11 protein-coding genes are annotated in these 12,687 nt (G+C 38.4%); 3 read left to right on the forward strand and 8 right to left on the reverse strand.

What is annotated here, in order from left to right:
• Positions 1–3: 3 nt before the first annotated feature.
• The 6 genes from ACICP9_RS04550 to rpsU all read right to left on the reverse strand — a co-directional run bounded on the left by ACICP9_RS04550 (position 4) and on the right by rpsU (position 8,964).
• On the reverse strand, positions 4–3,324 hold the full coding sequence (locus ACICP9_RS04550; RefSeq protein ID WP_395497162.1) for a DUF1601 domain-containing protein: 3,321 nt from the start codon (positions 3,322–3,324) through the stop codon (positions 4–6).
• 295 nt (positions 3,325–3,619) lie between these two features.
• The gene (locus tag ACICP9_RS04555; RefSeq protein WP_395497164.1) at positions 3,620–5,029 is read right to left on the reverse strand and encodes a leucyl aminopeptidase family protein; all 1,410 of its coding nucleotides are present in this window, start codon (positions 5,027–5,029) and stop codon (positions 3,620–3,622) included.
• Positions 5,022–6,140, reverse strand: a complete 1,119-nt coding sequence (gene ald / locus ACICP9_RS04560; protein WP_395497166.1) for an alanine dehydrogenase — start codon at positions 6,138–6,140, stop codon at positions 5,022–5,024. The genes ACICP9_RS04555 and ald overlap by 8 nt, the downstream gene beginning before the upstream one ends.
• Positions 6,141–6,345: 205 nt before the next feature.
• Complete coding sequence (dnaG, locus tag ACICP9_RS04565; RefSeq protein ID WP_395497168.1) at positions 6,346–8,100, reverse strand: DNA primase; 1,755 nt, start codon at positions 8,098–8,100, stop codon at positions 6,346–6,348.
• A gap of 182 nt (positions 8,101–8,282) precedes the next feature.
• A complete protein-coding gene (locus ACICP9_RS04570) occupies positions 8,283–8,732 on the reverse strand; it encodes a GatB/YqeY domain-containing protein (protein WP_395497170.1) in 450 nt (149 codons plus the stop codon).
• Between the two features lie 4 nt (positions 8,733–8,736).
• A complete protein-coding gene (rpsU, locus tag ACICP9_RS04575; RefSeq protein ID WP_006035291.1) occupies positions 8,737–8,964 on the reverse strand; it encodes a 30S ribosomal protein S21 in 228 nt (75 codons plus the stop codon).
• A gap of 61 nt (positions 8,965–9,025) precedes the next feature.
• Between rpsU and tsaD the strand changes: the two genes are divergently transcribed.
• Positions 9,026–10,081: a tRNA (adenosine(37)-N6)-threonylcarbamoyltransferase complex transferase subunit TsaD gene (gene tsaD / locus ACICP9_RS04580; protein WP_395497172.1), complete on the forward strand. Its 1,056-nt coding sequence runs from the start codon at positions 9,026–9,028 to the stop codon at positions 10,079–10,081.
• 42 nt (positions 10,082–10,123) lie between these two features.
• Here tsaD and plsY read toward each other — a convergent pair whose 3' ends face one another.
• Positions 10,124–10,729: a glycerol-3-phosphate 1-O-acyltransferase PlsY gene (gene plsY, locus ACICP9_RS04585; RefSeq protein ID WP_395497174.1), complete on the reverse strand. Its 606-nt coding sequence runs from the start codon at positions 10,727–10,729 to the stop codon at positions 10,124–10,126.
• 314 nt (positions 10,730–11,043) lie between these two features.
• Between plsY and orn the strand changes: the two genes are divergently transcribed.
• Both orn and efp read left to right on the forward strand, forming a co-directional pair.
• The gene (gene orn, locus ACICP9_RS04590; RefSeq protein ID WP_395497176.1) at positions 11,044–11,589 is read left to right on the forward strand and encodes an oligoribonuclease; all 546 of its coding nucleotides are present in this window, start codon (positions 11,044–11,046) and stop codon (positions 11,587–11,589) included.
• Positions 11,590–11,599: 10 nt separating this feature from the next.
• Positions 11,600–12,169, forward strand: coding sequence for an elongation factor P (efp, locus tag ACICP9_RS04595; protein ID WP_071662543.1), 570 nt, complete (start codon positions 11,600–11,602; stop codon positions 12,167–12,169).
• Between the two features lie 202 nt (positions 12,170–12,371).
• Here the strand turns inward: efp and ACICP9_RS04600 are convergent, their stop codons facing one another.
• Positions 12,372–12,560 carry a hypothetical protein gene (locus ACICP9_RS04600; RefSeq protein ID WP_071662544.1) on the reverse strand — a complete coding sequence of 63 codons (189 nt, stop codon included), beginning with the start codon at positions 12,558–12,560 and terminating at the stop codon, positions 12,372–12,374.
• Positions 12,561–12,687: the final 127 nt, after the last annotated feature.

A 12,687-nucleotide genomic window follows, 5' to 3' on the forward strand; every position in this document is an offset into this window, starting at 1 on the left:
AATCTATTGCGCTTTTTTGGCTAACGCGCAAGCTTGGTATAATGTTTCTTTCAGTTTACTTTCTGTAAAGGCTAACTCTGGATAAATTTCTGCATTAAGACGTATTCCATAACGGAAGGGTTTGCATTGAAAAAAATAAAAGAGTGTTTTGGATGAAACTAATTCAACTTTTTTTAAGTAGATGGCTTCATCCAATCCTTTACGCGTTATTTTTTTAAGAATCTTTAAACTTATTTGTCTAGAGAAATCTTGATAGAATCCTTTGAAAACATCATAAGCTGTTTCAAGTTCATCGGGTCTAACTTGTTTTAATAGAGGTTTATTTTGGAGTATATTTTCCCATACTTGTGAAACCAGAGGTTTATAATTATCTGTATTTCCTATCTTTTTTTGAAGTCTTACTTGTTTTTTCCTTTTAAATAAACCTAAAGCTTTTTCTTTGTTGTTTTCATAATGAACGGATGACAAATCGGAAACATTAACATTTTCACACGAAATAACTCCTCTATGATTTTCTTCAAGCGGCCATTTTAATAATGAGGGGACCTTTTTCTCGAGGTATATTTGTTTATCCTTGTTATGAGAAAGTTCATCCCAATCAAAATACGGAATAATAACTACAGACCAACCTAGTTTTTCAAAAAGGTGCTTATTAAATTGACTCGATAGATTCAGGATCTTACCTACATAATGATCCGGACCATTGACTTGTATGAGAATTTTTTCTTTGGGACAAGCAATATCTACCCGTGTAAAATCTATAAAATACTCATTTATAAATTCAGTTTTTGGGAAAGAAACAGTTAGCTGCTGAAATATGCTTTGCTGTAGCTTAGACTGAATTGTTTTTTCTGATTTAAATTTGAGCTTAAATCGATCGCTTTTAATAACTGTTTCAAGTTCGTCTGTCATGAGATCAGGTTGATATCGATGAATTTGACAAAATTGTTTAGCGATTATGGGATCTAATTCTTTTAGAATAATTTTTTCATTATTTTTAATTATTTCTCTCATCTTAATTAATAAAAAATTTGAAGAATCCGCGAGTTGGAATAGACAACCTGTTAAGGCTAGACTAACAATAATCTGTGCATTAAAGTCATCGGCTCTTTCGGGAATGCCCTCAACGAGGATGTCTATCGCTCTTGAGTAAACGGATTTCTTCATGCACTCAGGCCACTTGGTGAATGCGTTGAGTATGTTCGCAATATTTTGCAAATCAAACGTATTCGCTCTTTCAGGAATACAGTCAACGAGCGCGTTTATCGCTTTTAAGTAAGACACTTCATTTATCCGACTAGGCCATTTGCTTAATGCGTTGAGTATGCTCGCAATATGCTGTGTCTTAAAGGCATGAACCTTTTCGGGAATGCAGTCGATTAGTATCTTTATCGCTTTTGAGTAAGAAATTCGCTTCATGGACCTAGGCCACTTACTGAGTGCATTGAGTGTATTTGCAATCTCCTGTGCATTAAAATCATGGTTTTTTTCAGGAATACAGTCAATAAGCGCATCAATCGCATTAAGGTAAAAAACTCCCCTCGTGCGTTCAGGCCACTTGCTTAGTGCATTGAATGTATTCGCAATCTCCTGTGTATTAAAATCATGCGCTTTCTCGGGAATACAGCTAACAAGCACATCCATCACTTTCAGATAAGAGGCTTTTTTAATACACTGGGGCCATTTGCTCAATGCATTGAGTGTATTCGAAATATCCTGTGCATTAAAGTCACGCGCTCTTTCGGGAATGCACTCAACGAGCATGTCTATCGCTTTTGAGTAAACGGATTTCTTCATCCACTCAGGCCATTTGCTTAGGGAGTTGAGTGTATTTGCAATCTCCTGTGCATTAAAGTCATACACTCTTTCAGGGATACCGCTTGCTAGCGTATCCATTGCTATTGCGTAAGAAGCCTCCTTCATACATTCAGGCCATTTAATCAGTGTATTAAATATATTCGCAATCTCCTGCGCCTTAAAGGTATGAGCTTTTTGAGAAATGCGGCTAACGAGTACATCCCTCGCTTTTATGTAAAAGACTCTCTCCGTCATGCGCTCAGACCACTTGCTTAATGCATTAAGCGTACTCGCAATACCCTGAGTATTAAAACCATGGATTTTCTCGGGAATACAGTCAACTAATGTATCGATTGCTTTTGAGTAAGAGACTACCTTCATGTGCTCAGACCATTTGCTTAATGCATTGAGTGTATTCGCAATACCCTGTGCATTAAAGCCATGGGCTTTTTCGGGAATGTAGTCGACTAGTATCTCTATCGCTTTTGAGTAAGAGACTCGCTTCATTGATTGAGGCCATTTGCTTAATGCATTAAGTGTATTCGCAATACCCTGTGCATTAAAGCCATGGGCTTTTTCGGGAATGTAGTCGACTAGTATCTCTATTGCTTCTGAACAAGCGGATTTCTTCAGGCACTCAGGCCATTTACTCAGTGCATTGAGTGTATTCGCAATATACTGTGCATTAAAGTCATGGGCTCTTTCGGGAATGCAATCGATTAGTGTATCGATCGCTTGTGAGTAAGAGATTCGCTTCATTGATTGAGGCCACTTACTTAATGCATTAAGCGTATTCGCAATACCCTGTGGATTAAAGTCATGCGCTCTTTCGGGAATGCAATCAACAAGTGCATCCATCGCTTTTTGGTAAGAAGCTTGCTGCATACATTGAGACCACTTACTCAATGCGTTGAGTGTATTTGCAATCTCCTGCGTATTAAAACCATGGGCTTTTTCAGGAATGCAATTAACAAGTGCATCTATCGCTTTTTGGTAAGATCGCTTCATACATTGAGGCCACTTGCTCAATGCATTGAGTGTATTAGAAATATCTTGTGTATTAAAACTATGGGCTTTTTCAGGAATGCAATTAACAAGCGCATCTATCGCTTTTTGGTAAGAAGCTTGCTGCATGCATTGAGGCCACTTACTCAATGCGTTGAGTGTATTTGCAATCTCCTGTGGGTTAAACTCATGAGCTCGATAAGGAATTTTTTGTATTAAATGCTTAATCGCTTCTGCATAGGAGGTTTTGTGTATGGAAATTGGCCATTTAGAAAAAACATTTAATATATTAGCTATCCCCCGAGGCTCAAAATCATAGAGTGGAATTAAAGAAACTATTTTTAAAATATTTTTTTCACAAGAAAAGAAATATTTCCGGAAAATGATTTTGCTGAGTTTATTAAGCAGTGTGGATAAGTTAACTGCATTAAACTGAGCTTCCTCCTCGTAAAAAAGCTCAAACAAACTACTCGTAGTTTGCAATTGTTGAATTTTTCTATTAATCCCTATATTTTTATTCATATGATTTTATTTTATATTTTTTTAATATAAATTTTTCAATTTATTTTATATCTAACATTTTAATTCATTTTTTAAACCTCTACTACCTACTCTAAGCTTTAATTTAATTTTTTAATACTAAGTAACCACATTAATAATAATTTTTTAGTATAAAAAATTTAAGCGTTATGTGCTAGAGCGGTCATCATGCCTCTGCATAAACCAATGGTCAATTTAGGTATTACTGATCTATATTCTGAATCAAATGTAGAAAAAGCAAAAATATTTAGCTTTGCTTCTAATAATTCAATAGTCATTAAATAACTTTGTTTTTATGAGGCAGTTGTTTCGTTTGAAAAGGATATCTTTCTAATAAATAACTAAATACGGCTAATATCGCCATGGCTTCTCCGCCTTCCGGTCGGCCTGGTCTGGTATTAACATTGTAAGCATTAAAATCAAAATGTAACCACGTTGTCTCTTCACTAATAAAACTACGCAAAAATAAAGCCGCGGTTATAGCCCCGGCAAAAGGAGAAGAACCACAATTACTCATATTAGCAAATTTACTATCGAGTAGCTTTTGATAAGGTTTATATAAAGGTAAGCGCCATACTGGATCCTGTTGTTGTTGACTATGTTGGATAATATGCTGCGCTAATTGCTCATGATCGGTAAAAAACGCACTTATTTCTGTTCCAACAGCACCTCGTGCGGCACCTGTTAATGTAGCAAAATCGATTAACAATTCTGGATTTTCACTATCGGCTTCACACAAAGCATCTGCTAAAATCAAGCGACCTTCGGCGTCTGTATTTCCAATCTCTACGGTTAAGCCATGTCGAGTTTGGATAATATCGCCGGGTTTATAAGCGTTACCCGCAATCATGTTTTCGACGGCTGGAATTAATAAGCGTAAACGTACGGGTAATTGGTACGCCATAATCATTTCGGCTAAGCCTATGGCATTAGCTGCTCCACCCATATCCTTTTTCATCGCTAACATATTGCCGCTGGATTTTAAATTATATCCACCGGAATCAAAACACACGCCTTTCCCCACTAAGGTAATTTTTGGATGTTTGCTATCTCCCCATTTTAAATCAACTAAACGCGGCTCATGACAGCTGGCTTTACCCACAGTATAAATAGCTGGATAATTAGCCGTTAACAGTTCGTCACCGACTATTTGTGTAACCGTCGCATGATATTTTTTGCCGATCTGAAATACATTTTCTGCGAGTTCGGCTGGATCCATGTCATCCGCCGGTGTATTGATCATATTACGGACGCGATAAATCGCCTCAAGTTTTATCATGAATTCATCATGATTTTTACTCGAAATAAGCAATTGTGCTAAAGGCCGAGTTGAAGATTTATAACGGATAAATTCATACGCCCCCAAACCCCATGCTAAAGCAATCTGTTCCCTTAATTTGGGTTTATCAATTTCTGCTACATGATAATGTCCTTCAGGCAGTACACTAGGTAACAAACCAAATGTCCAAAAGTCTGCTTCATCATTACGTACCAATAAAACTTGCTGTAGCTTTCCTGTTGTCCCAGGAATAAAACTATAGCTTCCTGGCTTTGCAATAAAATTTATGGTCTGTAACCAATGTTGTGTTGATTTTGTCTGATCCGCCAACCAATCTGACCATTGTTCAGGTAAAATGGCCGTAAGAGGAATCGATTGCGAAGATTCATGTATAAAACAATTAAGCATTTAAGACTTCCCCTGCAGAAACATAAGGCTTATCAAACACATTCGCCACCGCTTGATGTGTGATCCGACCACGTGAAATATTTAAACCATTTCTTAAATGAACATCTTCAGCCAAAGCTCTATAAATCCCTTTATTAGCTAGGGCCAAAATGTAAGGAAGTGTGGCATGTGTCAAAGCAAACGTAGAGGTACGTGGCACAGCTCCCGGCATATTACTCACACAATAATGAACAATATCATCGACAATATAGGTAGGATCCGTATGGGTTGTCGGCCGACTTGTCGCAAAACATCCGCCTTGGTCGATAGACACATCCACAACAACCGAACCGGGACGCATTTTTTTTAATAACTCCCGTGTTACAATTTTCGGCGCTTCAGCACCTGGGACTAATACCGCACCTATTAATAAATCTGCCAGCGCTACATATTTTTCTACCGCATCTTGTGTGGAAAAAATAGTATTCAGCTGTCCCCCAAATTGCAGATCGAGTTCTTTTAATTTAGCGGCAGATTTATCTAATACGGTCACTTGAGCTTCTAGACCTAAGGCCATACGGATGGCATTACTACCGACGACTCCTCCACCTAAAACAACGGCACTCGCCGATGCAACACCGGGTAAACCCGATAATAAAATACCTCTTCCACCTTGTGCCTTCTCTAAACAATGTGCACCCGCTTGGATTGACATACGTCCTGCCACTTCACTCATAGGTGCTAATAGAGGTAAGCCTCCCCGTGCATCGGTCACTGTTTCATAAGCAATAGCGGTACAGTTCGACGCTAATAACAATTCAGTTTGCTTTCTATCGGCGGCTAAGTGCAGAAAAGTAAATAAAGTTTTTTCTTCATTTAAATAAGCACATTCTTGTGGTTGAGGTTCTTTCACTTTAAGAATGAGATTTCCTTGTTCAAAAACCTCTTGAGCGGTATTCAGAATAATAGCGCCTGCCTCTTGATAGTCACTATCAGAAATATCAACGCCGCTCCCTGCATTCGTTTCAATAAATACTTGATGACCATGCTCATTCAACTCGCGAACGATAGAAGGAACGATAGCCACTCGATACTCATGGTTTTTAATTTCTTTCGGAACGCCAATATACATATTAACTCCACGTTTAAGGCTGTTGTCAGGGTTGTATTACTTCCTTGTGTAACTATTTTTAAGCGTTTAACTTCACTAGGACTACACTTGGACATCACACAAAATACACAGGTTTTACAAAAAGTCCATTAGTTGTTTGTGCGCTTTTGATCTAAAATAGAAAACTTCTATCTGTCAGAAAACCTTCTGATTAAAATGAAATCAATTAGTTATCATTAATATTGTTTAACATTAAATGATATAAATGTTTTTTTTCCTGTTCGTTTAAACCGCATTGTTTTCCATGTTGTAATAACTTATCAATTTGGGTGTCTGCCACCGCTTTTTTTAAATGTTTAAGTAAGTCGTGAAATTCCGCTTGTACACCTGACTCAGGAATAGTTAGGGGGTAACTGATTAATTGTTTGAGAATTTTATAGTGAACTTCATCTTCTCGCCAATATTCAAGTAACATCGCACTCGTTAATTCAGGATATTGTTTTAGCAATAAAAATAATTTAACTAATAAATTACTTCCTGGTAACTCTAATGTACTCAACGTATGGCATTGCTTGTCAGAAAGTGATTTAATAATTTGTGGGAATTGTATTAATAAAGCAATGGCCAAACGCATGGGCGATGAGCGATTCACTCTATTTACTGGGTTTATTTTTTTTTGCGTCGCTTTTATTGAGTGACTAGTATCATTGATTGTCACTTTTTTTAAAGTCACCACATCCATATTCACTAAAGCAGCCAGTTGTTCAAATAATTTATGCTGCATAATACCTACCGCAACTTTTTCAATCAACGGAACGGCTAACCTAGCTAAGCGTGCTTTACCTTCTAATTGATTGATATCGACTTGTGTTAGCAAATAGCCAAATAAAAACTGTGCTAAGGATTGAGCTTGTTGCAAACAGGCAATAAATTCAGTTCGGCCTTTTTTCTGTATAAAAGAATCGGGATCTTCGCCATTGGGTAATAACAAAAAACGCAGTATGTATCCATCGGTTAATAAATCTAAACTCTGCTCGAGTACGCGCCATGCTGCTTTTTTACCGGCAAGATCGCCATCAAAACAAAAAATTATTTCCTGCGTATAGCTCATGAGTCGACTAATTTGATCGCGGCTGGTGGCTGTCCCTAACGTTGCAACGGTAAAAGGAAGATCAGCTTGAAATAAGCCTAAAACATCCATATAACCTTCAACCACTAGGATGCGTTCAAGCTGACGATTGACCTGAAAGACTTCATAAAGACCATACAATTCTTTACCTTTATGAAAAAGTAGTGTTTCTGGAGAATTCAAATATTTAGGTTCCTGTTGCGCTAAGACGCGACCACCAAATCCGATAACACGCCCTCTTCTATCTCGAATAGGAAACACTATTCTGTCTCGGAAACGATCATAATAACCTTGGCCTTCAGATTTTTTGACTAACAAGCCCGCTGCAAATAAATTTTCTGTATCCTTAAATGTTTTGAGTAATATATCCCAAGCAGCTGGTGCATAACCTAAGTTAAATTTCTTAGCTATCTCGCCGGATAGTCCACGTTGTTTAAGATAATTAATAGCGAACGTATTATGTCGTAATTCTTTAGCATAGAACTGCGCTACTTCCTCTAACAAACCATAAAGATTAGCAGATCCTTTATAAACTTCTTGATGCTTTGCCTGTTGCGGAATTTCCATACCCATTTGTTCCGCTAATAAGCTCACTGTTTCTAAAAAACTTAATTTTTCATATTCCATTAAAAAACTGATCACATTTCCACCCACAGAGCAACCAAAACAATAGTAAAATTGCTTCTCAGGTGTCACCGTAAAGGAAGGTGTTTTTTCGGAATGGAAAGGACAGCAGGCAATATAATTTTTGCCTTTTTTTCGTAGTGGTACACGTGCATCAATAAGCGGCACAATATCAACACGCGCTAAGAGCTCATTAATAAATTCCTGTGGGATAGGCGCTAGTGACATATATTGCTGGTACTCTTCGCACTTGAATTTTTGTCTGCGTTGCCACTCAATTCGCAATCCTCATGTATATATACACTCCGGTTGCTCATTCGCGTGGCGCCTTGTCAAAAATCCAATTGCTGTGAATACTATTTTTTGCACTTGAATTTTTGTCTGGTGCTACTTAAGAAATAAACGAGGGTTTAAGTCAAGCGTTCTTTAATTTTTGCGCTAATCCGTGTCATATCCGCACGACCTTGCAATTTTTCTTTCAGTTCTGCCATGACCTTTCCCATATCTTTAATCGAAGTTGCGCCTACTTTTGTTAGGACTTCAGACAGCAACTGATCAATATCTGCTTCACTTAAAGGTTCGGGTAAATAGGTTTGAATAATACCTACTTCTAAACGTTCTTGATCGGCTAAATCATCACGTTTAGCTTCGTCATATTGAGCAATAGAATCGCGGCGCTGCTTAATCATTTTATTCAATATCTGCGTAACACGCTGGTCGTCTACATCAACGCGATCATCCACTTCAACCTGCTTAATCGCTGCCAAGATGAGTCGCACCACACCCAAACGCTGCTTATCGTGTGCTCGAAGGGCCGCTTTCATATCTTCCTGAATTCGCTGTTTGAGAGAGGTAGCCATGATTTTAGTGCTTACGTTTCGTTTTAGCTATAAAGCAAGGATTATCGCGCATCAAACGCTTGCGACAACGTTTAACTGCTGCAGCAAAGCGACGCTTGCGTGCCTCAGTTGGTTTCTCGTAGTATTCACGACGACGCACTTCAGCGAAAATACCTGACTTTTCACAGGCACGCTTATAACGGCGGATTGCCGACTCGAGTGTTTCGCTGGTTTTAAGTATTACGCCGGGCATGTAGTACACTTCCTCAATTAAAGTTAAAATAGGTGCCAATTCTAACCAGCAATCCATAAAAATGCAAAGTTTCTATTCAAAACAAACCGATTTCCACCCAAAAAACATACATTGTGTATTAGGGATTGAAACTTCCTGTGATGAAACCGGCATCGCCCTTTACCATGGCCAAAAAGGGCTTATTGCCCATACTCTCTATAGTCAAATTGAGCTACATAATCAGTATGGTGGTGTCGTTCCAGAACTCGCCTCACGTGACCATATTCTTAAAATATTACCCTTACTTCAAGAATCCTTAGCTGCCGCTAATCTCACGCTTTCGGCTATTGATGGAATCGCTTATTGTGCCGGCCCCGGCTTAGCCGGAGCTCTATTAGTTGGTGCGGCTTTTGCACGTAGTTTAGGTTGGGCACTGGAGATTCCTACCTTAGGCGTACACCACATGGAAGCCCATTTGCTTGCGCCTATGTTAGAAGATCAGGTCCCCGAATTCCCCTTTATTGCCCTACTCGTCTCTGGTGGTCACACCCTACTAGCCCAAGTAAACGGCATTGGCGACTATAAAATACTCGGCATCAGCTTAGATGATGCAGTCGGTGAAGCTTTTGATAAAACAGCCAAATTATTAGGGTTAAACTATCCGGGTGGTCCTGCTATCGCGGCATTAGCTGCTCAAGGTCAAGCTAATCACTATTCTTTTCCACGGCCTATGGTGAATAGACCGGACTGTAATTTTAGTTTTAGTGGCCTCAAAACCTTTGTGAGTACCACATTAAAAAATAGTGATAAAACGAAACAAACTAAAGCCAATATTGCCCATGAATTTCAATCGGCTGTAGCCGATACTTTAGTCATCAAAGCAGTGCGCGCTTTAAATCAAACTGGTCTACGCCGTTTAGTGGTCGCCGGTGGTGTAGCTGCTAATACCTGGCTACGAAAAGAACTGGCTAAGATGGCAGCAAAGCATGACGTCACACTCTACTACCCACGACCCAGTTTTTGTACGGATAATGGTGCAATGATTGCTTATTTAGGTTATCGACGTTTAAATTTAGGTCAAAGTGATCATCTAGGGATAAAAACTATTGCACGTTATCCTTTAGATCAATTGGATTAAATTGTTTTTGATTTAGTAGAAATTTTTACACTATCTAAAAAATTATTTTTTCTGATTTAATTTAGTTTTAGTTAATCGTGGTTCTGTCCCTTGAAATAAACGTTGGATATTTGAGAAATGACGCGCTATGAGTAATACTGTCATTAAAAAGATAGGCAAATAAACCGGGAAGGAATAAACGTAAAAAACATAAAAAAATGTCACCACTGCCGCTAGCATGGAAGCAATAGAAATATAACGAAATAAAAACAACGCCAAGCCCCAACTCAATACTCCTATCAAACCGACAGGCCAAGCTAAGGCGAGTAATCCACCCAACGCGGTAGCGACACCTTTACCGCCGCGAAAACTAAAAAAAACGGGATATAAATGACCTATAAAAGCAAAAAAGGCGACCCAGGCTAAGGACGCTAAAGGCAATCCAACTAATTTAGCTAACATAACTGGGATCCAACCTTTAAGTAGGTCGCCTAATAAAACGATGCCTGCTAATTTTTTCCCGCCTATCCTTAGGATATTACTCGCCCCTGGATTTCCAGAACCTTGCGTACGAGGATCCGCTAGACCCGCACATTGACTTACAATAATTGCACTCGACAAAGAACCGAGTAAATAAGCAACTAAGCTAAAAATAAATAGCAATAACATAAATTTTCCTATGTAGACTCATTAATTATGGCATCATTAACGATACGATTCGAGTTACTTTAAAATATTCGCATCTTTAATGAGCCGCGGTATAATAGTAACGATAAATAATTTTTTGTGATTGAAAATTGCGATGTAATCCTATTCAATCACCGCTTCTCACGATGAGAGTTTTTTAAGAAGGGCCTTACTCTTCTTAAATGGTGAGCACTTAGCCTGTCCATCATGAAATCGGATCTAACGCTTGTCTGATTTTAAGAAATTCGCATTCTCAACTGAGCGTTTTTATAGTAATAATTATTAAAGGGCCTTACATGACGCCTAAAGCAGATAATTTAATTTGGATCGATCTCGAGATGACAGGACTTGATACCAATCAAGATAAAATTATCGAGATTGCAACCATTATCACTGATTCTCAATTAGAGATTATAGAAGAAGGCCCTGTGTTTGCTATTTTCCAATCCGAACATATCTTAACTGGTATGGACGATTGGAACAAACGCCAGCATAAGGGTTCGCGTTTACTCGATAGAGTGAGAGTGAGCAAAACTACTGAAGAAGAAGCGGAAAAACAAACCTTAGAATTTATTATGACACATGTTCCTCCGAATAAATCACCTATGTGTGGCAATAGTATTTGCCAAGATCGTCGCTTTTTGGCCCGTTGCATGCCGGTATTGGAGAAATATTTCCATTATAGGAATTTAGATGTCAGCACTTTAAAAGAGCTCGCTTATCGCTGGAAACCTAGCATTTTAGAGGACTATAAAAAAAAATCAAAGCATCTCGCCCTAGAAGATGTACGAGACTCTATTAACGAATTACGTTATTATCGCGAACGTTTATTTAAACTTTAACTTTCGAATTATGCCTTATTACACGACCAATGAATTAAGAAACGGTATGAAAGTCATGTTAGATAATGACCCTTACATGATATTAGAAAATAATTACGTAAAACCAGGAAAAGGACAGGCTTTTAATCGTATTAAATTACGTAATTTGAAAAACAATCGTGTCATTGAACGTACTTTAAAATCTGGGGATACCTTACAAGCTGCTGATGTCTTTGACATTGAAGTTCAATACCTCTACAACGATGGACATGTTTGGCATTTTATGGACGCCGAGACCTATGAACAATATGCCGCCGACGCATCCGCCGTAACTGAAGCGAAACTATGGTTAAAAGAGCAAGACTCGTGCACACTGACCTTATTTAACGGTTCGCCTTTGTGTATAATACCGGCTAATTTTGTTATTTTAAAAATAGTGGAAACAGATCCTGGAGTACGAGGCGACACGTCAGGTGGAGGTGGAAAGCCAGCTACTTTAGAAACAGGTGCTATTGTACGAGTCCCACTGTTTATCCAAATTGGTGAGTCAATTAAAATTGATACGCGTACCGGCGAATATCTTTCCCGCGTAAAAGCATAAAGATTCTATGTAAACTCACCTCAATGGGATTTTTGACAAGGCCGCGAAAAGAACGACCCATGAGCCGCCACTGATTCAAGTGTGAAAAGTATAATATAAAAAAAGATGGATGATCGGTAAGGATCATCCATCTAGTTGCGCTCCTGCCCCAATCAACTGCTAAAAAACTTAGCCCGCTTATCCAAAAGCATTAACAGACATTTTAGCGTTTGTCTTTATGACCTGGCCATTGTGGTTTGTTTGGATTACCTTGTGGGTTGTGTCCAGGGTTATGTCCAGGATTGTGCTTGTTTGGTTCTTGGTTTGGGTTATGACCTGGCCATTGCGGTTTGTTACCTTGGCTTTGGAAAGGATTTTGTTGTTTCTTATGAGGAAATTTACCTTTGTTCATATGAGCTCCTAATTAAAACATATTAAGTACGTCTCTCCTTTAAGCCTAGCAAAGACCCTGTTAATTACCATAAGATTGCTATTAATTGGTTAAAATATGATCAATTTATGCCTATAACTAGGCAAAA

It is taken from the genome of Rickettsiella endosymbiont of Litargus connexus (genome assembly GCF_964277335.1).
In the GTDB taxonomy this organism is placed as follows: domain Bacteria; phylum Pseudomonadota; class Gammaproteobacteria; order Diplorickettsiales; family Diplorickettsiaceae; genus Aquirickettsiella; species Aquirickettsiella isopodorum.